This window comes from Vibrio sp. 10N.247.311.49, from assembly GCF_041467655.1.
Taxonomy (GTDB): Bacteria; Pseudomonadota; Gammaproteobacteria; order Enterobacterales; family Vibrionaceae; genus Vibrio; species Vibrio crassostreae_C.
In genome coordinates, this window is the sequence record NZ_JBFSVA010000014.1 from 1 (window position 1) to 24,422 (window position 24,422).

15 protein-coding genes are annotated in these 24,422 nt (G+C 44.9%); 10 read left to right on the plus strand and 5 right to left on the minus strand.

The window, feature by feature from the left end; all coding sequences use genetic code 11:
• From AB6E54_RS14385 to dbpA, 9 genes are all read left to right on the plus strand, one after another.
• On the plus strand, nt 1-8,690 hold an 8,690-nt coding region (locus AB6E54_RS14385), incomplete at its 5' end, for an RTX toxin (protein ID WP_372127221.1).
• A gap of 33 nt (nt 8,691-8,723) precedes the next feature.
• A complete protein-coding gene (locus tag AB6E54_RS14390; RefSeq protein ID WP_108150883.1) occupies nt 8,724-10,883 on the plus strand; it encodes a type I secretion system permease/ATPase in 2,160 nt (719 codons plus the stop codon).
• On the plus strand, nt 10,876-12,201 hold the full coding sequence (locus AB6E54_RS14395; protein ID WP_017059471.1) for an HlyD family type I secretion periplasmic adaptor subunit: 1,326 nt from the start codon (nt 10,876-10,878) through the stop codon (nt 12,199-12,201). Before AB6E54_RS14390 ends, AB6E54_RS14395 begins: the two co-directional genes overlap by 8 nt.
• Before the next feature lie 34 nt (nt 12,202-12,235).
• Nucleotides 12,236-13,549 (plus strand): TolC family outer membrane protein, encoded by a 1,314-nt coding sequence (locus AB6E54_RS14400; protein ID WP_102333941.1) that lies wholly within the window; start codon nt 12,236-12,238, stop codon nt 13,547-13,549.
• Nucleotides 13,549-14,187, plus strand: coding sequence for an OmpA family protein (locus AB6E54_RS14405; protein WP_017059473.1), 639 nt, complete (start codon nt 13,549-13,551; stop codon nt 14,185-14,187). The genes AB6E54_RS14400 and AB6E54_RS14405 overlap by 1 nt, the downstream gene beginning before the upstream one ends.
• Complete coding sequence (locus AB6E54_RS14410) at nt 14,187-15,131, plus strand: PstS family phosphate ABC transporter substrate-binding protein (protein ID WP_102333940.1); 945 nt, start codon at nt 14,187-14,189, stop codon at nt 15,129-15,131. Before AB6E54_RS14405 ends, AB6E54_RS14410 begins: the two co-directional genes overlap by 1 nt.
• A 210-nt stretch (nt 15,132-15,341) precedes the next feature.
• A complete protein-coding gene (locus AB6E54_RS14415) occupies nt 15,342-15,929 on the plus strand; it encodes a hypothetical protein (protein ID WP_017071598.1) in 588 nt (195 codons plus the stop codon).
• Between the two features lie 217 nt (nt 15,930-16,146).
• Nucleotides 16,147-17,055 (plus strand): aldo/keto reductase family oxidoreductase, encoded by a 909-nt coding sequence (locus AB6E54_RS14420; RefSeq protein WP_102333939.1) that lies wholly within the window; start codon nt 16,147-16,149, stop codon nt 17,053-17,055.
• 148 nt (nt 17,056-17,203) lie between these two features.
• The gene (gene dbpA / locus AB6E54_RS14425; protein ID WP_017064348.1) at nt 17,204-18,583 is read left to right on the plus strand and encodes an ATP-dependent RNA helicase DbpA; all 1,380 of its coding nucleotides are present in this window, start codon (nt 17,204-17,206) and stop codon (nt 18,581-18,583) included.
• Between the two features lie 140 nt (nt 18,584-18,723).
• Here dbpA and AB6E54_RS14430 read toward each other — a convergent pair whose 3' ends face one another.
• Nucleotides 18,724-18,897 (minus strand): hypothetical protein, encoded by a 174-nt coding sequence (locus AB6E54_RS14430; protein WP_017064349.1) that lies wholly within the window; start codon nt 18,895-18,897, stop codon nt 18,724-18,726.
• A 303-nt stretch (nt 18,898-19,200) separates the two neighbouring features.
• Between AB6E54_RS14430 and AB6E54_RS14435 the strand changes: the two genes are divergently transcribed.
• The gene (locus tag AB6E54_RS14435; RefSeq protein ID WP_017059479.1) at nt 19,201-20,037 is read left to right on the plus strand and encodes a DUF6279 family lipoprotein; all 837 of its coding nucleotides are present in this window, start codon (nt 19,201-19,203) and stop codon (nt 20,035-20,037) included.
• A gap of 72 nt (nt 20,038-20,109) precedes the next feature.
• Here the strand turns inward: AB6E54_RS14435 and AB6E54_RS14440 are convergent, their stop codons facing one another.
• The 4 genes from AB6E54_RS14440 to AB6E54_RS14455 all read right to left on the minus strand — a co-directional run bounded on the left by AB6E54_RS14440 (nt 20,110) and on the right by AB6E54_RS14455 (nt 24,363).
• Nucleotides 20,110-20,733, minus strand: a complete 624-nt coding sequence (locus AB6E54_RS14440; RefSeq protein WP_017059480.1) for a PolC-type DNA polymerase III — start codon at nt 20,731-20,733, stop codon at nt 20,110-20,112.
• Nucleotides 20,734-20,803: 70 nt separating this feature from the next.
• Nucleotides 20,804-21,205, minus strand: coding sequence for a PPC domain-containing DNA-binding protein (locus AB6E54_RS14445; protein WP_017059481.1), 402 nt, complete (start codon nt 21,203-21,205; stop codon nt 20,804-20,806).
• A gap of 133 nt (nt 21,206-21,338) precedes the next feature.
• Complete coding sequence (locus AB6E54_RS14450; RefSeq protein WP_102393310.1) at nt 21,339-22,535, minus strand: DEAD/DEAH box helicase; 1,197 nt, start codon at nt 22,533-22,535, stop codon at nt 21,339-21,341.
• A gap of 196 nt (nt 22,536-22,731) precedes the next feature.
• Complete coding sequence (locus AB6E54_RS14455; protein WP_372106313.1) at nt 22,732-24,363, minus strand: NAD(P)/FAD-dependent oxidoreductase; 1,632 nt, start codon at nt 24,361-24,363, stop codon at nt 22,732-22,734.
• Nucleotides 24,364-24,422: the final 59 nt, after the last annotated feature.

The window sequence follows — 24,422 nt, forward strand, 5'->3', positions numbered from 1 at the left end:
TGACCAATGTTGAAGATGGCCAAGAAGTTTCAATCACTATCACCGATGTTGATGGTAAGTCAGAAAGTTATACCGCGATAGTTTCTGGTGGCGAGTGGAGTCTCATTGGTCAAGATTATTCATCCTTCGCTGAAGGCACGCTAACAGTAGAAGCTACGGTTACGGACATTGCGGGTAATACTGCAACTTCTAGCGATACCATCGTCAAAGATACGCTAGCGGATATCAGTGTCGATTTTGATGGTTTTGGTGATGAGTATTACAACTTAGCCGAAATTACTAATGGTGCCTTGGTTGGCACGGTTGAGGATGTTGAAGACGGTCAAACGATCACTATTACCCTTACCGATAGCCTTAATGTCTCCCAAGTTTATACGACCACAGTAGTTGGCGGAAATTGGACGCTGACAGGTCAAGACTATTCGGGGTTTGCAGAAGGAATCTTAACCGTAGAGGCTAGCGTTACGGATGTTGCGGGCAATACTGTTACTTCTAGCGATATAATCGTTAAGGATACTCTGGCAAGTATCACAGCAAAATTCGATGATGCCGACAACATACTCAACACTGAAGAGGTTCAATCTGTTCGTCTACAAGGTGTTGTTCAAAATGTAGAAAATGGACAGCCTATTACCGTCACAGTTTCGGATAGCAATAATCAGTCTATCACGTTACAAACCGTAGTTGTTGCAGGGGCTTGGAGCATCGATGATGTCGATCTGTCTGCATTTGCGGATGGCAACATTACCGTAGAAGCAGTTACCGTTGATATTGCAGGTAATGAAACAACGGGCACAGACTCGACAGGAAAAATTGATACCGTCCCACCTGTTATCGATATTGATACCTTATCTGGTTTCAACATCTTAGATTTTCGTAGTGGTGATTTAACCACCATGCAGGGTACGACCGATGTTTCCGAAGGTTTACCTGTCTACATAGAGATCAATGATGGTACGCAAACGCTGACTTTTGAAGGTGTAGTTGATGCGTCCGGTGGCTGGCTAGTTGAGAATATTGATGTCTCTAGCTTAGACCCATCTACTGAGTGGATTATAGATGCGAGAGTGGCCAATTCGATTGGCAATGAAGTCAGCGATGACATGCCAAGTATTATACTGCCAGGTTCAGTCTCATTTTCTGAAAGCACGGTCGGGATCTTCGGAGATCAAACCCAAGTTGCTGACATCAATATTCAGTTTGCTGACGAGTTTGCTTTTAGTGCAAACCAAGTCTCTGCCGAGGGAGTGACGTCTCAAGGTCAATCTATCGCTATTGCATTAGAGTCTGACGGCCAAGTGCTCAAAGCAACACGAACCGATGGAACACTGGTTTTCGAAGCTAAGATTGTTGGAGATACCGTTGAGATCACCTTTTACCAAGCGGTTGACCAACAAGCTGGTGAAGAGTTACTTCAAACGGCGATCATTATCGAAGGTCTTCAGATTGATGACGATGGAACCACTGAGCTCGTTTTAGGCGAATTACCGATCACGATTCTAGATTCCGAACCTTTGCTGTTCGGCGAGTCTTACTCGATGGTTGAAGGTGAAATATCGTCAGGCAACGTTCTTAGCAATGACATTGACCTTGATACTGCTCTAACCATTAGTAGCGTCGAAGTTGGTGGAGTCAGCAAGGACATTTCAGGTGCAACTCCTGCGGTGTTCAATACCGGGGATGGTGTATTGACCGTATTTGCCAATGGCCAGTGGACCTTTGAAGCAAATCGAAATCTAGATCATAACCAAGACCATACCGTTATCTTCAATTACGTTGCCGCTGACTCTAGTGGTGATTTTGGCTCTGCAACGGCGACCATTGATATCACTGATGGTGCGGCAGGACAGATATTGGATGATTCGAAAACGGTGACGGAAGTCGACGTTACCTCCGGTTCGCAAACCATCAATGCTCAATTTACTATATTAGGTGGTTCGGATAACCCAGACCCAGATTCTATACAATTTAGCCCTGAGACTGTCGCGCAACTAGAAGTATTAGGTATCACTTCGGGAGGCGACGCTACAGCACTTACTTATACTCTCAGCGCAGATGGTCTCATTATTACAGCTAAGCAAGGTGATGATGATGTGTTCTCGTTTTCAATGACGACAACGGTCGACGGGAACAATGTACTTGCCGATATTGTATTAGTGATTGAACGCCCACTCGATCATGTTATCACCAGCGATTTACTCACGATTCCGTTGAATATTATTGGTACAGATACTGATGGCACTGCTTTAGAAAACGGCCAAATATCATGGGTGATAGAAGACGGTAATGATCCGAGTTTAGTTCTTGATTCAAATGCTTCAGTCAACGAGTCTGATTTAAGCAATGCTCCTGTCGGTGAAGTCAGTAGCACCGGAACCTTCAGTATCGGGATTGGCAGTGATTACTTAGACAGTGTGTTCTTTGATCTAGCAGATCAACCTCAGCTCTTCAGCGGCGGTGAACAGATTTATTACACTGTTTCTGAGGATGGAACATTATTGACTGGCTACGCCGGACCAGTAGTGGGTGGCGATGTTGCCTTTACTGTGAGTTTTGCCGCGCCCGCATCCGGTGATGTAGACAGCAGTGTGGATTATGTCTTCACTCTTTATAAAGGCTTAGATCAAACCAATGGTACGGATTCTCTTCCTTTTACCGTTACTGCTCGCGATTCAGATAATGATGAAACCAAACTAGACCTTAACATCTCTATTACTGACGGTGGTGAACCGTTTATTGGAAGTGGAACTGTTGAACTATCTGAAACCCCTATCGCCAATACGACACCAGATAGTGTAAAACAAAGCGCAGTGGTAAATTTGGATATCACGGCATCGCATGATCCTATCGTTTATCTTGGTATTGATGTGACAAACGGTCAGGCGGTTTTAGATGGTGATGGGGAAGCCGTTACTCATAATGGTGAAGCTTTAACTTGGAGAGACAATGGTGACGGCAGTTTCGATGCGATATTAAGTAATGGCGATGTCATTATGCAGATTCGTCTACCTTCGGACTATTTCCTAGAAGCCAATGCCTCCGGTACAGTTGCCGTTGAGATTGATCTATATCGCTCTATTGACCATGGCACTGGGTTAAAAGATACCGAATTGAATATACCGACAACGGTTGTCGTTATTGATTCAGACGGTTCGCGATCCACTCAAGAGTCAGATATTAAAATATACGATGGTAAGGATCCTGCATTCTCGATTGTAGGCAGCATATCTGTCGATGAAGATGGACTCATTGGTGACAAGGAACAAACAGGGACTGAAGAACCAAGTCCATCGATAGCTATTATCCAAGGATCGGACGATATCGCATCCGTTTCAATCAACATCGATGCTTTTGATGCCCTCGGTTACAGCAGTGGCGGACGAGCGATATCTTTGCAAGAAGTGAATGCCGATGGCTGGTATTACGCTCAAGATACGTCGGGTAACGATATCTTCCGAATTCGTTTTAACAACGATGGCACTACAGAGTTCAATCTGTATGCGCCGCTCGATCATGCAACGGGTGATGGTGAAAACAACCTAGCTGTGAATTTTGAATTGGTCGTTACTGATGCCGATGGTGATAGCTCTGATCCTGCTATCTATTCAGTCAACGTTACGGATGCGGTTCCAACTTCACGAAGCGGTTCTATTGAAATGGTTGAGGGTGATGACCTCAATGGACAGTTCCTAACCGAAGAGTTCGCAGGTGCCGATGGAGCAACTATTGTAAGTTTCGATTATCGCGGTACTACCTACACCTTTGTGGATGCTGATACTCCAATAACCATTGATCTAATCAACGATTTTGACAGTGGTAGCGTATACGGCCAATTTACCCTTTCACCTGATGGTAGCTATCAACTAACCACGAATCCCAATGTAACGACTAATCCTGCCGATCCTAAGATCGTCGATGATATTGATTATTTGGTGCGAGATGCCGACGGCGATGAAGTGGTAAGTAACGCGGAGCTCATACTGGATGATAACGAAGGTTTTATTCGTTATGAAGATTCTGAAACCACAGAAGACAATGACGCGATTATCGTTGTAAGTGTGGCAACCGGCGATGTCGACCAAAGCGAAACCGTTACTGCTATCGAGTTCTCAGAAGCATCGCTAAACGGTGGTAGCTTGTACCTTGATGGGGTGTTGCTTCAAGTTGTAGACGGCAAGGTCACCTTGTCTGGAAGTCAATTGGCAGCGATTGATAGTCAGTTCACTGGGCCTAATGGACAGTTGACTTATCGTCCCGCGCTTCATGAATCCAATACCACCTCAACGGTTATCCTAGCGATCAACGCAATCATTAGCACTGATACGGATCCTAAAGAACTGACGGCTGATGTTGCAGTGTCTGTTTTACCGGTGGCTGATGCACCGGATTGGTCGGCTTCCGTATTCTCCTATCATTCAGTAGAAGATGACTCAGACCCAGTCAGTTTGGACATAACAGCTCAGCTGGTGGATCAAGATACGTCAGAAACATTGAGCTACCAGATTAGTGGGATTCCTGACGGCTTGAATTTGACGTTAAATGGCAACGCAGTCAAAGAAGGGAAATCTTACACACAGGCTCAGATTGATAAAATGGAAATCAGGGCTGACGACAACCTAGCGGGTCGCTTTGAGTTTGAGATTACTGCGGTTGCAACAGAGTCTGGCAATTCATTCGCTGACCCAGATGATAAAACGGCAAGTATTGTACATACCGTTACTGTCGATATTTCACCTGATGCTGATACTCCTCATGTGTCTGTTAAAGACTACAAGGGACTAGAGGATGAAGCTATTTACCTCAAAGACGTTATTGAAGGCGCTTTGGCGGACACCGATGGTTCTGAATCGTTAACTTATATTATCCAAGTTCAAGATGGCTGGTCTGTTGAAGGTGATGGTACCGCAAAGATAGGCAATAATTCCTATTCAGTCACTGCCGAAGCTATCGCCAATGGTGTTGCTTATATTCAGCCTAAAGAAGACATCAGTTCCTTTACTGAAGATCTGTCAATAGACGTAACAGCAATAGCGACTGAGTCGACGATCGATTCACTTATTCCTATCAATGGGCAAGCGTCAAGTGATACAAAAACCATCAATATCTTTTTGAAAGGTGTTGTGGATGAACCTATCGCGGTAGACGGTGGTAATGGTCATTGGCAATACGACAGTGACAGTAAAGTCATCAGCAACCAATCGGTCTTGAATGAAGATGGGTTAATACAGCTCGACTTCCTCATACAAACGACGGATGACGATGCTTCAGAAGAGATCAACATACTGCTTACTAACATTCCTGAAGGCACTTTGCTGGTGGATGCGTTGGGTGAACCAGTATCGCTGACGATTGCGTATGTTGATGATGTGACAGGGCCCGTATTCCAAGTCTCTAACGCTCAACTGGATGATCTGTATCTCAAGCCAGTTCTTGATTTTAGTGGTGAATTAGAACTCACCGTTATTGCTATCTCAACTGAGCCCGATGGTGATTCGGGCGAGTTTCCTATGACACTTAAAGTAGAGCTAGCGCCGGTCGTTGATCAAGAAGACGGTCAAGTGGTCAGTACTCAAGGCATCGAAGACAGTCAAATCGGCCTGAACCTTGAACCTTCAGTGAATCAGGATATTGATGGCAGCGAATCCTTGACGGGATATGTCATTGATAGCCTACCTGCAGATCTCACTCTTTATTTTGATGGGAGTGTTATTCAGGTCCCAGCTTCAGGCTTAGATTTGGATACTCTACTGGACTCAACAACGCCAACGCTTTCGGATCTTCTAAGCAGCGGCAGGCTTTCTGTTACAGCGACAGAAGATTTAAGCGGAACATTCTCAATTCCTATCACCTATGAAGTCACGGATACCTCTCCAACTGGTGCAACGGATATTAAAGATATTACCGGATCCATAAGCGTGACTGTTGATGCTCGTGTCGAGCTAGATACTCGATTAGAAGGCTCTACAGAGCTGTTACAGAGTACAGATGGCTCGCCTGTTGATATCTCTAACGCCGTGACGTTCGTCGACGCGGATATCGATGGGTCAGAGTACCTAGATTATATTTTGATCGAGATTCCCGACGGCTATTCGTTGATTGTTGAGCACCCTAATGGTGCTGCGCAAGATAGCTCTGGGAATTGGATCATATCGGCGGATGGGCTAACGAGTGACTCTTTCCAAGAGCTCGCAGCGTACATTTTAGATAATGCGACGATTTCCAGCCCAAGTGATACTCCGGTACTGGATATTGTGGTTCGTGCTCGTGTGATTGATGGCGAAGATTCGAAGTATATTGATACTTCATTCCAAATTCAGATCACTGGCCATGACGGCGGTGGCGGTACTTGTGACCCTGTTGGCCCACCAAGTCCCATTCAACCGGGTGGTGATATTAAGACTAATGAAGGTGAAGATATCGATTTAACGGGCTTGCTCAATACTAATGTAGCGAGTGACCCAGACAATACGATCTCTTTCTATATTCCTGCCGATTCTCTTCCTGAAGGCGTCGAGATTTCGGGTGATGGTGTTATTGCGGAATATGACGCGGCTGGCGAAGTAGTCGGTTACTCGATCACTGCCGATGGCCTCTCGAAATTGACGTTAACTGGATTGGACGAAGACTTCGCTGGGTGTATTGATTTCACGATAGAGACGATTGAAACCTCGCCGTGTAATGGTGAGACTGTAACGACAGCTCAAACTATTAGTATTCAAGTCTTGCCTGTTGTGGATGACATCACCGTTGCCACGGATTCGACAACGATTCAAGAAGACATCGCCACGGATCTTAATCTTGAGCTTGTTCTTGGAGATAGCGTTGAAGACGGTCAGTTAATCACGGGTGAAGGCAATAGTGCTACTGGCAAGGAGACAGTTAACTCTCTGACCATCACAGTATCAAATGGTGTAACACTATCGGAGAGTCCTGCTGATACTGGCTTGTTAGTTGATAATGGCAATGGTACTTGGACGGTAACGGATCCTAGCCGCTTGAGTGATGTGTTAGTTACGCCACCTGAGCATTACAGTGGTGAAATTACCCTCACTGTGACAGCAAATATTACCGATGAAGCGGATTGCGTGACAGAAACGGATACGCAAGATAAAACGACGGTCGTGACTATTACTGTTGAGCCAGTCGCTGATGCGGCGAACTTGATAACAGAGGATATTATCGGAGATGAAGATAATTACATTTCGTTGTCATCACTTAGCGCAGAGCTGATTGACCAAGATGGTTCTGAAAACATGTCGCTTTCGTTGAAGGGAGTTCCTGAAGGCGCAGTTGTCGCGATTAAAATCGGAGACAACTATGAGTTGGTTCCAAACAATGGTGCTGATGGCGGTACCTTCGATGGAAACCCTACCTATGAGTGGCAGTTAGATCCAAGTCAGTTATCTAATCTAGTCATTCTGCCACCAAGAGACTTTAGTGGTGACATTAATCTGTCTCTAGAGGCGATTACTCAAGAAATTGGTACGACGGATATCCGTTATACACAATCTGAATTTACTGTAGGTGTTAACCCTATAGGTGACAAAGTTGAGTTCTTCGATTTACCTGAACAGCTCACTGGAAGTGAAGATGATGGCATCGTGATTCCTCTTGATGCCAATAGCTTTGAAACTAACAGTGATGAGTTTTTAGCAATTACGGTAACAGTGAATGGAACTTCGGACCCATCAGGGTTAGTTGGGTTAGACCGAATTCGAATTGGATCAGAAACCAGTTCTTTCACCAGTGTTGGTGGCATCATACAGGCGACGCTCCTCGTTAAAGCAAGTTCTGTTGATGAGCTCGAATTCTTTGCAGGCGATGCGTTTGGTAACCTCGATATTACGATTACCGGCCGAACGGTTGATCAAAATACGGTACTCGGTGAGTTAGTGGTCGACACGGGTGACCCGAGCTCGCAAGACATGACGCTTATTATCACACCAGAGCCTGATGCACCGTTATTGAGCGTTGAATATTCTTCGATCGTGGCAGAAGCAAGTGGCACGATTCCTCTTGGTTTAGACCTTTCTCTTGTAAACCCTGCTGATTCAGAAGTGGGCTTCATTACAATTCATGATATTCCCGCAGGTTTGACGTTCTCACACGGCTCTATGGTCGATGGTCAATATGTGGTGGACTTGGCAGATGTGCCTAACCTAGCGATTACCGGGGGCTACAACAGTGGTGATCAATTTGACCTAACGATAGAGCCGTCTGCAGAGATAGGCAATAACCAAGCGGTCGGGTTACCCCAAACCGTATCGATTGAGTTTGTCGCTGAAGGGGATTCTACGATTACCGCGACAGATGATAACGATCTGTTGATTGGCGGTACAGGCTCTGACAATTTTGTGTTCGCATCTTCAGGCTTAGGGAGTGCAGAAGCACCAAGCTACGATGTGATTCAAGATTTTGATGCGTCTCCAGACACTGATGCAATTGACCTCTCGGGTATTTTGGGAAGCCTAGGGCTTAATACAGGGCTAGGGGCAACACAATATCTAGATTTAGAAGAATCTGGTGAAGGTGTGACCATTTCTATTAAACCTAATGGTGACGAAGACGTTCAACAAAACATCTTGCTAGCTGATGTCACGTACGACGATCTGTATCAAGGTGACAGTAGTAGTGCATTAGAAGCACAAATTTTACAAAAAATGATAGAAGACAATAATTTAACGCTGTAAGTTAGATGTACAGTCTATAAAAGGAAGTTTAGATTGGTAGAACAAAAAGACAGCTGGCTAGCTTGTGTTGAGTGGTTGTGTGAGCATTTTAATGTTCGCAGTCACCCTTCCAAAATAGTGTCTGGCCTACCTTTAAATGAAGGCAGGCTCAATGAATCCCTTTTTCCAAGAGCGATTGAGAAATCGGGGTTAACGCTGAGCCACGTTAAAAAAGAATTATTGAATCAATGTCAGTTCCCTGTTGTTGCTGTTGAGTCCGCGACAGGGAGCCCCCTTGTCGTCACTCAAGGTTCCGGTGACGACTTTCAAGTATTGGATTGCGAAACCAACTCAAACCAACAAACTTCATTAAAAGAATTGGTTGCTCAAGTCGAATCGTATGTTTGGCAAGTGGGTGCTCAAGCTCTCGATGATGCTCGCGTTCAATCCCATGAACGCAGCGAGAATAAGTCCAACACCCGTTGGTTGTGGCGTGTCGTCAAAGAAGTAAAACCTTGGTACAGAGACCTGTTTATCGCTTCATTCTTGATCAACTTGCTCGCGCTAGTCGTGCCTCTTTTTACTATGAACGTGTATGACCGCGTGGTTCCGAACCAAGCGTTTAACACGCTTTGGGTTCTGGCGGCAGGTGTTGGTATTGTTGTTATTTTTGATTGGGTATTGAGAAGCTCACGAAGCTCTGTGACTGACATGGCTGGGCGCTATATTGATAACAAGTTGTCTTCTCAACTGTTCTCTAAAGTGCTCGGTATGAAGTTAGAAAATCGACCTCAATCGGTAGGTGCATTTGCCAGACAGCTTCAAGATTTCGATAGCGTGAAAGATTTCTTCACTTCTATTTCTTTGGTCACGTTAGTCGACTTACCATTCACTTTGCTGTTCCTGTTCCTTATTGGTTGGCTCGGTGGCGCGATGATGTTTATCCCTGTTGCGATCATGTTGGTCTTGATTGTGCTGAGCATTGCGATGAAAGGTAAAGTAGAGAAAACATTCGATGAAACCGCACGTCTCTCGACACAAAGACAAGCCCAGCTGTTTGATTGCTTAACAACCCTTCCGGATATCAAGCAAAACAATGCTGAGGGTATTACCCAGAAGCGTTGGGAACAGACGATTTCGTCGCTCTCTCAATGGCAGACTCAATCTCGTCATTACTCCAATATCGTGACGCACTCTATTCAGTCCAGTCAGCAGATCGTTACCATCACTCTGATCATCTTCGGCGTGTATCAGATCTCTGAAGGCTTGCTGAGTATGGGTGGTTTGATAGCCGTTGTGATGTTGAGTGGGCGCGCTGCAAGTTCGGTGAACCAGCTTTCTCTTCTATTGCTGAGGTTCCAGCAAACACGTTCGGCCGTTGAAGGGCTGAATCAGATTATGGAGCTACCTCAGGAAGAGTCCAAACACCAAGTTATCGACAAAGGAGACTTTGATGGTGGGGTTAGGTTAGATGAAGTGACGTTTACTTATCCAGAGACTCAAAGCCCTGCATTAAAGGAGATTTCCCTAGAGATCAAACCGGGTGAGCGAGTTGGTCTTGTCGGCGCGGCAGGCGCGGGTAAAACAACTCTACTATCGATTGTTGCGCGCCAGTATTTGCCAACAACAGGACAAGCTTTCTACCAAGATATTGATGGACAATTATGGCCAACCAGTGTCTTGCGCAGTGGCATGGGTTGGGTTGGGCAAACCACAAACTTAATTTTTGGTAGTGTTTACGACAACGTCACCTTGGGCGCAACCAATGTTGACGAAGAAAAACTAAGACAAGCGCTACAACAGTCCGGCCTCAACGGTTATATGGGGCGCTTAAGCAATGGCCTTGAAACACCTGTCGGTGAGGGTGGTCGGTTACTTTCTGGTGGTCAGCGCCAAGCCGTTGCCATCGCGAGAGCTCTGTATCGTTGTCCAAAGTTATTGATCATGGATGAGCCAACCAGCGCGCTAGATAATCAGGCCGAGATTCAGTTCTTCAATGCACTTCAAAGTATGCCGAGAGAAACCTCAATGCTGATCAGCTCCCATAAATCTTCATTCTTGATGATGTGTGATCGTGTTGTTGTATTGGATAAAGGTCAAATCGTGGCAGAAGGTGAGCCTAAAGAAATTCTCTCTTTACAGAAGAAAAGTGTACCTAAAGGTACGAGCCGGTTTAAGACGGTATCTGTGGTGAAGGGAGGTCGTCATGAGTAATGATATTCAATGGACCAACAACCACTTAGCATTCCGCTCTCGAAAGCTGATTTGGTTGAGTGCTCTACTCATTGTATCAATTATCGGTTGGGCTACGTGGGCAACATTAGAAGAAGTCGTGATCGGTGAAGGTAAAGTCGTTCCAAGTCTTTCGGTGCAAACCATTCAGAGCTTAGAAGGTGGACTGGTTCAAGAGATCATGGTGCGACAAGGCCAATCTGTAGTGAAGGGGCAACCTCTAGCTAAGTTAGAAGACACACGTTTTAAGGCGGCGTTTTTAGAGTCGGCTCAACAAGCGGATACCTTGCTTGCTCAGCAATTAAGATTAAAGGCTGAGCTGTCGACGGTCGTTTTAAATAACGATGCGAAAGAGTGGTATGAGCGAGTGGTCTTGGTGCCTCAAGATATTGCGGTTGATGTATCAAGCCACCCTGCGTTAATGAATGCCAAGGCGAACTACCGAGAACGTTTAGGACAGTTGAAGTCTGAACTGGAAGAGGCGGCACTTCGTATCGAGCAACAAGACCAAGCTCGTGTCGATACGTTTAACAATATCCAGACTCTTGAAAGCAGCCTCGAGATTGTGATTCGTGAGCGCAACATGCTGAAAGACGTGGTAGCGAGCGGTGCTGTTGCGGAAGTTGAGCTACTTAAACTCAACCGTGATGTAGTCAAACTCAAAGGTGATATTGCTAGCTCAAAAGTAGCAGCGCAGAAGCAGATAGCTGCCTACTCAGAGTCGATAGCGGATCATCGAAGTATCGCTTTAGATTTTCGTACCAAAGTGCAAGGCCAGTTGAATGAAGTGGCGAGCAAGATAGCGCAGCTGAACGAAAGCCAGCAGGCGATTGCCGACCAACTCAAGCGTACTGAAATTGTCGCGCCCGTTGATGGCACAGTCAAAGAGATCTTTGTGCGTACCATTGGTGGTGTAGTTCGTCCCGGCGAGCCGATCATTGAGATCATTCCATCAAACAGTGACCTGATTGTTGAAGCGAGAATCTCTCCGCAAGATATTGCGTTTGTTCATAACGGGTTAGGTGCAACAGTCAAATTCACGGCCTACGATTTCGTCATTTATGGCGGACTTAAAGGCGAGGTGATTTACGTGAGTGCCGACGCCTTACAAACGGAAGACGGAAACGCCTATTATCGTGCCCATATTCAGTTAAACGAAGACCAGCAACAAAACTCTGCCTTTAGCATTATCCCAGGGATGCAAGTCGCGGTCGATATATTAACCGGAGAGAAAACAGTATTGAGTTATTGGTTAAAACCTATTTTACGAGCTAAGGAAAACTCACTTCGTGAACGATGAAGTGGGTTAAAGCATAAATATAAAAGGAAGTGTAATGCATTCAAAATTCTTACTCTCTTCTTGCTTGCTAATGAGTGGGCTGTCTCAAGCAGCTTCATTAGAAGAGTCCGTGGCCTTTGCCATCGACTATAGCCCAGAGATATTGGCGCAATACTCCCGATACCAATCGGTGGTCAGAGACGGAGACGCGGCGAGTGGTTTGTATATGCCGCAAGTGAACTTGTACGCGGCAGCAGGTTATGAAGAAACGCGCTACAACAGTGGTAGCAAACTTGATACCGATGATCGAGGCCTAACGAGAACGGAAATTGGCGTTAAAGTATCCCAGTTACTATTTGATGGTTTTAAAACCACATCGAATGTCGATCGACTGACGTTCGAAGCAGAAGCTGAGCGTCTAACTCTGATTTCGCGAGCTGAAAACGTATCGTTAGATGTGGTGAGAAATTACCTCGATATCCTAAAAGCAGAGACGCTACTTGAATTGTCTAAGCGTAATGTAAAAGAGCACCAAGAGATCTATCAAGATATCCAAGATAAAAAGAGCAAAGGCTTGAGTAGCAACTCGGATCTGGCTCAAATCTCCGCCCGTGTTGCGACGGCGCAATCTTCACTAATCGCTGCTCAAAACAACCTGTTTGATTTACAAACTCAGTACCTACGTTTAGTCGGCAAGCCTGCTGTGAACTTGGTTTATCCACGTTTTGATTATGCTTTGTTACCAAGTTCAGCACAGGTCGCGCTTGAACAGGCTGTCGAGAATCACCCTGAAATCCAAGCTTCTTTGCTTGATATTGATGCCGCTCGTAAAGAAATGCGCCGTGAGAAGGGGGATTACTACCCAGAGCTAAAACTTGAGCTTCATGCCAATAAGAATGACAACGTATCTAACCCGCCAGGCGGTGTCGATGAAGATGCACGTATCATGTTGACGATGGATTATGACCTGTTTAATGGCTTCTCTACCGACTCCAGGGTTGAATCGTCAGCTTGGCGAGTGGAAGAGGCAAGGGCGATCCGATTACGAACAGAGCGTGAGGTTCGAGAAGGTACACAACTGGCTTGGAACGCTTACAAAATGCTTGAGCAGCAAAAATCCTTACTTCAACAGAATGTTGATGCAGCGAAAATTGCAGAGCTTGGCTATATCCAGCAATTCAATGTTGGCAGACGAAGCCTTCTTGATGTACTGGATGCAAAAGTAGAAGTGTTTTTGGCTCGAAGAAACTTCATCAGCACTGAATATGATCAAACGTTAGCGGCTTATCGAGTGTTAAATGCGATGGGTATGTTGACGTATGCGTTGAGGATTGAACATCCAGAAGAGTGGCAAGGGGAGAATAAGTAATGAGATATTTTAAACTAGCGCTACTTAGCTCTATCTTGCTAATGGGATGTGCAGAAACGCCTGATACGACAATGACACGCCACCAAATTGATGACTTAGCGGATAATGACCGAGATGGTGTGATTAACCAGCGAGATCTATGTGCCGATACGCCAGAAGGTGTAACGGTAGACATTAAAGGGTGTGCTAATTGGAAAATTGTCGAAGATGTTGAAGTATTAAGTGTGGCATTTGATTTTGATAAGTATGACCTTAAACCTGATCATACCGCTGTATTAAATGAGTTGGTGCGTTTACTAGGAGAGCAGCCTGATGCTTCGGTTACCTTGGTCGGAGATACCAGTGCTGAAGGTACAAACGTTTATAACAAAGCATTGGCCAAGAAAAGAACTGGCGTGATTCGAGACGCATTGATTGATAGAGGCATCAATGGTGAGCGTATCTTCGAACAAGAGTTTACTCAGATAACCAGCTTAACTCAGCACCTTCACAAGCGTAAGCGCAGAACGATTGCGGTGATTAAGACAGAAAGCATGGAAGTGAATCCATCTTGGAACATCTTCACTTCAGAAATGCAGCTCGATAGTAATAGCGATGTTGAGTCTAAAACGTCGATTGATCCAGTAGGAGGCCAGTAATGAAACGTCTATCGAATAAATCGGGCTTACTGCTTGCTGCTGTACCTATGTTGTTCTCTGCATCGACGTTCGCGAATGATGCCAGTGACATTGGTTTGGTCGCGATTGAGCCGAATATGCAGGGGCTTGTAGAAGATCTGCTTAAGAGCCAAGAGATCGACTTAGAAATCTTGTTGAGTGACAGCGTCCCAGAACAGATGATCATGCAGCGCTCGCGTGTTGGTATCACTTCCAAAAAGTGGACTGACAAAGAGATGGCTAGGTTTGATATGCGTTACGGTTATAGGCCAACAGAGCTGATGTTTACCGCTGACGTGATTGCGATTCTAGCCAATGAAAATAACCCTGCGACATCAATCACCGTCGCTGAATTAATTGATGTGTTTGGTTGTTCTAACGATCCTAAACATCCAAAATGGTCAGCAAGTAGTGATATTCGTAACGGTGAAAGCCTAGATACTCATATGTTGCCCTTTGCCATTGATCACAACCTGAAAGGCCATACTACCTTTTCAAGTTGGGTCGAATGTGGAACAGAAGGAGAATATGCCCATACTCAGTTCTTAGCGGATTTACCTGATCTGATTAATAAGATTGAAGACGAAGATGCCGCCATTGGTTACACCGTTTACTCAGATCAGATCTCTGATGTGAAATGGTTGAGCGTGGTTGATAACCTAGGTGTGAACTACGACCTAAACAAAGAAACGATCCTCTCTGGTCGTTACCCGTTAGCAACGGTTTATTACATGTACTTGAATATTCCAGCGCATCGCAAAGGCTTTACGGAACAAGAGGAGTTCTTTGTTGGGCTTACCTTGTCACAAGATCATCAAGTCGTTTTGAACCAATACGGCTTCATCAGCTTGCCGCCAGAAGCTATTCAACGTAACAAAGTCAGATTGTCGCTTGAAGAGCCCGCTATTGAAGGTGGCTACAAGTAATGGGTATGCCATGTTGTAACTGTTGTGGGAGAGTGATATTCTCTCTTTCGTAATGGTTCTCAACGTGACGGATTACGTTATTCGGTGATGAAATTATCTAGCGGGCATGTATGCCCGTTTTTTTTCGCCTAAAATTTGCGACTCGAGCAGTTGTTTGTCGTTTGGTCACGTATAATGGACACTTCATATAGCGCTAAATAAGCCCAGTCGATGAAAATCTTTCAAGTTCTAATCTTGCCTCTAATGCTGTCCCTCAATGCTATTTCATTTTCAGCGCAAGCAACCGAAAGCTGGTGGTTAAGAACAGTATTTAACAGCAGCCCAAGTCTGCCGAATTCTCAAAACTATATTAATGATATCGAGTTGATGGATTGTGGTGAGATCGAAGGTACTTTGTTGTGCAGTGACTTAACCCAATATTACGACCTGGATGTGTATGTTGAACTGGAGTTGGGGGACTCAAGTGTCGAAACGGTTCGCTTAAACCTGCCATATTCGGACCTAAGTTACACAAAGCTTCAGGCATACCTTCGCCAAGATGGCTTTGCTCTCAGTTCAATTCGTATTGGTGAAGATGAATTCGATGTTACAGCTCAACTCGAACAAGCTCGAAATGAAGGTGTTGGTTTCGATAAGGTGGATAAACAGCTGGTCGAATTTATCAACGCGCCTCACGGTTCAGCAGAGCAACTGAGTGTGTGGAATGTGCCTAGCTTATCTTCTTCTAGCTCTACTTCTCCTTGGATTCAGTTACAGAGTGATGGTGACAACTTAACGGTTGAACTTAATCGTTTTTAATTGCTCAAATTTATAGATAGTTTCGTTATTTATTAGGCTAAACAAGCCTTTCAGGAGAACGGCTCGCGGGCAGACAGCAAGTTATAATTCATTTAAGTGTTCGTTTTTCTGCGGCTCTCACATTTTTAATAAGCGTTTAGCTTTGCCATTTGTTATACGTTGAGCCTTCGGTAAAACGAGCTTAGGATACGTTCAGTATTGATAAAGGAGACAACCCATGGTTGCAAGAGTAACGATAGCGCCACAAGGCCCAGAACTTTCTGAGCTGGTGCAAGGATACTGGCGTACAGCAGAGTGGGGCATGACCCCGCAACAACGCCTGACTTTCCTGAAGCAACATATTGATTTTGGCATCACAACTGTTGATCACGCGGATATTTACGGTAACTACCAATGTGAAAAGTTGTTTGGTGAGGCGTTAGCGCTTGAACCAAGCCTTCGTGATGATATTCAAATCGTCACCAAGTGCGATATCAACCTATGTGGTGACCACACTCCAGATCGTAAGATCAATCACTATGACACCAGCGCGCAGCATATTTACCAATCAGTAAATAACTCATTAGAGCGCTTAGGTGTTAACGATATCGATGTATTGTTGATTCACCGCCCAGACGTGTTAATGGATGCGGATGAAGTAGCAGAAGCGTTCGCAGAGCTACACAAAGTAGGTAAAGTTAAGCACTTCGGTGTTTCTAACTTTTCACCGCGTCAGTTCGAACTGCTTCAATCTCGACTCGGTAAGCCGTTAGTGACCAACCAAGTTGAAATCAACCCATTGAACTTCGAAGTGGCTCATGATGGCACGCTAGATCAACTGCAGATGAACCGCATTCGCCCGATGGCGTGGTCTTGTCTCGGTGGTGGTAGCATCTTCAGTGGTGATTCAGCGCAAGCGGTTCGCGTTCGTGATGAGCTAGAGGCGATTCGTCAAGAAGTGGGTGCAGACAGCATTGATCAAGTGATTTACGCTTGGGTTCGTCGTTTACCATCTAGTCCAATTGCAATTATTGGTTCTGGTAAGATTGAGCGTGTGAAGACGGCCGTTGATGCACTGAAAATCGAGCTGACGCGCGAACAGTGGTATCGCGTATGGGTGGCATCTAAAGGTCACGGTGTGCCATAGAAAGCAATTCGTATAGAAGTCAAAGCCAGCTAAGTAAGCTGGCTTTTTTGTGTTCGCCTAACATGTTTCTCCAAAACTGTGATTAAGGTGGAATAATTTTCAAAAACACTCATAATGCACTCTGTTTTTCACCAGTTGGATATTTCCATTGAGCACTTCAAAATTCTCTTCAATCGCCCTTAAACCAGAGCTTCTAAATACGTTAGATTCTCTTGGTTATACTGAAATGACGCCGATCCAAGCGTTAAGTCTTCCTACTATCCTAAATGGCAAGGACGTTATCGGTCAGGGTAAAACGGGTTCAGGTAAAACAGCTGCTTTCGGTTTAGGCGTGCTGCAGAACCTACGCGTTAAGCGTTTCCGTGTTCAGTCTTTAGTGTTATGTCCGACTCGTGAGCTTGCAGACCAAGTAGCAAAAGAGATTCGTACTCTTGCTCGTGGTATTCACAACATTAAAGTGCTGACACTATGTGGCGGTATGCCAATGGGCCCACAGATTGGTTCACTAGAGCATGGCGCACACATTCTTGTAGGCACACCTGGTCGTATTCTTGATCACCTAGAGAAAGGCCGCATTGACCTGTCTGAGCTGAACACACTTGTGTTAGATGAAGCGGATCGCATGCTAGAGATGGGTTTCCAAGACGCTTTGGATGCTGTGATTGAAGCGGCGCCAAAAGAACGCCAAACTCTGCTATTCAGTGCGACTTTCCCTAAACAGATCAAATCTGTTGCAGACCGCATTATGCGCAATCCAGAAATGGTGAAGGTTGAATCAACACACGATCACTCAAGCATCCAACAACACTTCTACAAGTTAGAAGGTTCTGAAGCTCGTGATGACGCTCTAGAGCTGCTGTTGTTGCATCACCAACCAGAGTCTGCGGTTGTGTTCTGTAACACTAAGAAAGAAGTGCAGAACGTAAACGATGAGCTAAGCCACCGCGGTTTCAGTGTTATCGAACTTCATGGTGACATGGAACAGCGTGAACGTGACCAAGCTTTGGTTCAGTTCTCAAACAAAACCATCTCGATTCTAGTGGCGACAGACGTTGCGGCTCGCGGTCTTGATGTTGATAACCTAGATGCTGTGTTCAACTTTGAATTGTCTCGCGACCCTGAAGTTCACGTACACCGTATTGGTCGTACTGGCCGTGCAGGAAGCAAAGGCGTAGCGATCAGCTTTTTTAGTGAAAAAGAGATGTACCGTGTTGCTCAAATTGATGAGTACATGGACATGCCAATCGAGCCATCTGAACTGCCAGCAAAACCAATTGCTAAGCCGTACTACTCAAACATGGTTACCATCCAAATTGATGGCGGTAAGAAAGCTAAGCTTCGTGCTGGTGATATTCTTGGCGCACTGACGGGCCAAGGCGGCATTGATGGTAAATCAGTAGGTAAGATCAATCTGTTTGCAATGCGTGCTTACGTAGCGGTAGAAAGATCTGTGGCTAAAAAAGCACTGAACAAAATCGAATCAGGTAAAATGAAGGGTCGTCAATTCCGCGCCCGAATCCTGAAGTAATTCGAGACTGAATCCCTTTGCTGCGATATGTCTAATTAACGACATTGCTAATTAATGGCATTGCAGTAAAGGGTGTTCCACAAAATGCCACTTAAGTTTCTTATCTTAGGTTTATCGACCTAGTCCTCTATACCAAAGCATTATTCATCGGGTCTTATCGAATAAAGATCGTTGATATGTTTTCCTTCGCTAAGATACCAAGTCATCGCTTCCTGTCGATTGTGAACCAATATCGTGATTGTGGTTATTGAACCATCATCAAAATAACAAAGCTCATATTCTAAATCGCTTGGATGATCAGGAATAGCGGCCATAGCTTCCCTCCCAAATATCAATCATTTTAAATACGTCAACCCAACTCATTTATAGGGCTCGTATCACGTCAAATGAGTAATAAAATCAAGTTACATCACTGCCATTAATTATTTTTAGTTTAATCATTTGCCTAAATAGCTAGATTAGCAAGTTTGGGTCTCAATTTATCTCAAAGTTTTTACGACCACTGTTTATTAAGACTACTTTTATAAGAGCTAGAATTAGCGTTATAAAAACTGGGCTAACCTTAAAGGGATGAGTTAATCGGTTTGTGGCTTTGTTGAATTTCGTGAGAGGGTAGAATGAGAAAGTGCCGGTGGTTAGTTTTAGTGATCTGTTTTCTATTTACTGGGTGCGGGACCAAGTTCGCCTATAACAATATAGGTTGGTTTGTCGTTAGCTATATAGAAGATTTTGTTTCCCTCTCAAATAGCCAAGAATCAGAGCTTGAAGAGCGATTAGATATATTACAAAAATGGCATAAAGAAACTCAGCTACCTCTGTACATCTCGCAATTAGAAGCGATTCAAAACGTAGATCGGTCGGATATGAATCCCGCTTTTATTGTGGGCCAAAGTGAACAAACGAAAGAGCATATTCGCACAATCGTCAATAAGTTCGCTCCAGATATTTACGCCTTGAGTATGCAGCTTAGCCCTAAGCAAGACAGGGAGTTTTTAAAGAACTTTCGTGAAAAGCAGCAAGACTATTATGAAGAAAGGTTGTCGTTGAACGATGCCGATTCGAGAGAGCGATACCGAAGCAGAATAGAAGAGCGTGCAGAACGGTGGTTAGGTTCAGTATCGAAAGAACAAAAACAGATTATTTTGGCTTGGTCTAAAGAGTGGGTAAATACCAATAGCAGTTGGCGACAATATCAAAACAACACCTATCAAGAGCTAACGACGCTGATGGCAAAGAAGAGCGATCTGCATATTGCTCAGCCGATTATCATGAAGTTGCTTTTAAACAATGAAGCTTATTATCCTGATGAACTTGAGTCACAACTCAACCAAAATATGGAAACATCAGCCAAGTTTTTAGTAGATATCGCCGCGACCAGCAGTAACAAGCAGTGGGCGTATTTTATGAATGAATTAGAAAGCCTCAAAGGAACGTTGAAGTCATTGCAAGAGTAGAGCGTCCCTTTTAAAGGCTAGCGGTTATTGTCGAGCTAGCCTTTCATCCCACTTTAAGGTGAATTTCGGAACCTAACCCCTGTTGCTCATCAGTAGTTTTGGAATCGAACCTTTGGCTGTCTTCGATATTTTCTGCATCAATTGGAAGCTCGGCTGTTGAATACCGTGGTCACTCTGCAGCTCATCGATCATTAATAACCACAACCTTGCTGTCATTTCTGAATCGGCTAACGCTCTGTGGAAAGTACCGTCGTTGTCGATATTTTTGAAACGCACAAGGTCGCCTAGCTTATGAGTTGGTGCGTCTTGGATTAGACGACGAGCTATCAACATTGAGCAAGCGAACTGTCCATTGTAATCGCGACCAATATTATCTAATTCCGCATCAAGAAAGCGCTTATCAAATGAGGCATTGTGAGCGACAAGTTGGCTGTCTTGAATGAAGTCTGCAAACTCATCCATCACTTCACTACAACTGGCCGCTGTGCTTAACATACGGTTACTGATTCCGGTATAACCTTCAATGAATCCACTCACACGAAATCCCGGGTTCATGAGCTGCTGGAAGGTGTCGACGACTTCGCCGTTAACGAGTTTAACCGCACCGATCTCAATCGCTCGGTCGCCCATATTTGGTGATAAGCCTGTGGTCTCGAAATCGAGAACGATAACGGAATCTGCGGAGTTTGGAGCCATCGTGTTTCCTAATTGCTGTTTGGTAGTATCGCTTTGTATGGGGCGTTTGGTGTTGCTATGGGTAAATCAGTTATTTGCTATTGCTGATAGTAAGTTCAGTGTAACCCGTCGAATCGTCATGCTCTCTGTTGAAGGTCAAGGTATCGTAGCGGTGAACAATCAATTCAGCCGTGGTCGCGATAATCGTCCCTTCAAGCAAATGCCCACCAATTACATTGCCATTCTCATCAGCAACGGAGATATGAATATGCTGGTGGTTTGGGGTTAGCGTTGCCATCACCGAGACTATTTCGAACGGAGCTTGAACTAGCTTGGTGTTGTTGGCATTAGCTAAGCGAATATTGAGTTGAGAAACACATCCGACACAAGACGCAATAGAGCCCGCGGAGATATTGTGCGCTGTCACTAGCCTCTGGATCTCTAGCTTTAGGTCTTGGCCGCGGGTTAATCTCGTTGCGATAGGAGTGATCATCTTATTGCCTCAACGTTATATGTATTTCAAAGAACAAAACGAAGCCACATAGGGCTTCGTTTTATTTTCATTTTGGCTAACGCGACTTTTCTTTTGGTTAATGCAACTTTGCATTTTCTGTCGCTGAAATTACTTAGTCTTGTTGCTGTTCTCTTTTCTTCTTAGGAACGAAGTTCAATACTGAAATGGGTACTTCTTTGCGTGGTTCGAAACCTTCAACAACGCGACGTTCAATCAAGTGACCAAGACGCTTTTCAATAATGCACAGGTTTTTGAAGTTATCTTTTGATAGGAAAGAGATCGCTTCGCCAGATGCATCAGCACGGCCTGTACGACCAATACGGTGAACATAATCATCTGCTGGGAATGGCATGTCGTAGTTCACTACGCGGCTTAGGTTGTCGATATCGATACCACGAGCAGCAACACCCGTCGCGACTAAGTATTTTAGGCGACCTTTCTTAAAGTCAGCCAAGATTTTTTCACGAATCGCTTGGCTACGTCCACTGTGGAAAGCTTCCGCTTGAATACCACGTTTCTCAAGTTGAGCAACCAACTTAGCCGCGCCGTGCTTGGTTTCGATAAAGATAAGCGCTTGGTCCCAGTTACCTTCGGTAATCATGTGGCTCAATAGTGCTGACTTACGGTCTTTATCTACCGTTACCAACCATTGCTCAATGTTCGCTTTAGACGCATCTGTCTTGGCAATCGAAATCTCTTCCGCTTCGCTGATAGCACTTTTCGCTAGCGCGCGCACTGGCGTTGAAAGCGTTGCTGAGAACAGTAGATTTTGGATGTCTTGTGGTAGACGCGCGATGATCTTGTTGATGTCTTCAATGAAACCCATGTCTAGCATGCGGTCAGCTTCATCTAGAACCAGAACTTCAACTTCATCAAAGTGAATGGCACGTTGTCCGTACATGTCGATCAAACGACCTGGTGTTGCCACAAGAATGTCGACACCTTCAATCAGGCGATCTTTCTGGTGTTGGTAAGATACGCCACCGTACATCGCTAATGATGTTAGGTTTAGGAACTTCGCGTACTTAGTAATGTTCTGTTCAACCTGAACTGCCAGCTCACGCGTTGGTGTCAGGATAACTGCGCGGATACGTTTTTTACGCTGCGTTTCACCTTTGCTTAGCATTTCTAAGATAGGGAGAACAAAGCTCGCAGTTTTACCTGTACCTGTTTGTGCTGCAGCAATAAGGTTCTTACCAGAAAGAACAATCGGAATTGCTTTTTCTTGAATAGAGGTTGGCTTTTCATAGCCTTGTTTTGCAACGGCTTTAACAATAGGTGAGCTTAATCCAAGCTTGGAAAATGGCATAAGTTTCTCGGTATGATTTGGCTAAATTGCGATGGAAAGGTTTAACAATCTTATACAAGGATAAGATTAATGGCGGCATTCTACCATGTTGCTTGCTCACCGCTAGTCACATGCACATAAAAAAATCCAGTGTCGACAAGACACTGGATTTTCAGTTTTGGGTGTTCGCTATTTAGCTTGGGTTTATCGAAAGCGTTTAAGCGATCTCAATCTTCTCTGCTTGGTTCTGTTCTACCATTGACAGTGCAAGTGCTTCCGCAACCTTAATACCATCGATACCAGCAGACAGGATGCCGCCTGCGTAGCCTGCGCCTTCACCTGCAGGGAAGAAGCCCTTAAGGTTGATGCTTTGGTAGTCTTTACCACGCTTGATACATACAGGAGAAGACGTACGAGTCTCAACACCTGTTAGTAGGCCGTCTGGTGTAGAGAAACCTTTGATTTTCTTCTCGAACGCTGGGATTGCTTCACGAATCGCTTCGATAGCAAAATCAGGCAGCGCTTTTGAAATGTCTGTTAGATGGATACCCGGTGTGAAAGACGGTTGTACTTCACCGATTGCACTTGGATCGCGACCTTTCAGGAAGTCACCGATTTTCTGTGCAGGTGCATCGTAGTTTTCGCCGCCAAGAACATAAGCACCGCTTTCTAGTTCACGTTGTAAACGGATACCAGCCAGTGCGTCACCTGGGTAATCGCGTTCTGGGTCGATACCAACTACGATCGCGCTGTTTGCGTTACGCTCTGCACGAGAGTATTGGCTCATGCCGTTTGTTACTACACGGCCTTCTTCAGACGTTGCAGCAACCACAGTACCACCTGGGCACATACAGAAGCTGTATACAGTGCGGCCATTCTTACAGTGGTGAACGAGTTTGTAGTCCGCAGCACCTAGGATTGGGTTGCCTGCGTTCTTACCGAAACGAGCTTCATCGATCATCGATTGCTTGTGTTCGATACGGAAACCAACAGAGAAAGGCTTCGCTTCCATGTAAACGCCACGATCGTACAGCATTTCAAACGTGTCACGAGCACTGTGGCCAACAGCCAATACCACGTGACGAGATTTGATCTCTTCACCGTTAGAAAGCGTTAGGCCAGTGATTTGACCATCTTCCATATGAACGTCGTCAACACGAGTGCTGAAACGGATTTCGCCACCAAGTTCAATGATAGAAGCGCGCATCTTTTCGATCATGGTAACCAGTTTAAAGGTACCGATGTGCGGCTTACTTACGTATAGAATTTCTTCTGGTGCACCCGCAGCAACGAACTCTTCAATTACTTTACGGCCGTAGTGCTTTGGATCTTTAACTTGGCTGTACAGCTTACCGTCAGAGAAAGTACCTGCGCCGCCTTCACCAAACTGTACGTTTGATTCTGTGTTCAGCGTACGCTTACGCCAGAAACCAAAGGTATCTTTCGTACGCTCACGAACTTCTTTACCACGCTCAACGATGATTGGGTTGAAACCCATTTGAGCAAGCACTAGGCCAGCGAACAAACCACAAGGGCCAAAGCCGATAACCACAGGGCGTTCAGTTTGGTTTTCAACGGCTTTAGCAACAAACTTGTACTCCATATCAGGAGTTACTTTTACGTGCGGGTCGCTAATGAATTGTTCCAACAACTCAACTTCGTTTTCAACGAGAACGTCAAGCGTGTAGATAAGTAAGATCTTTGATTTCTTACGAGCATCGTAGCCACGTTTAAAGATATTAAAAGAGAGTACCTGATCAGAGTTAATACCAAGTTTCGCTTCAATAGCGTCTTGAATAGCAGACTCTTCATGGTCTAGTGGGAGTTTAATTTCGGTTAAACGTATCATTTCGATGTCTCGTTTTTATAGGTGTCTTAGCTAGATCGTTTCTTAATACAGAGTTTGAT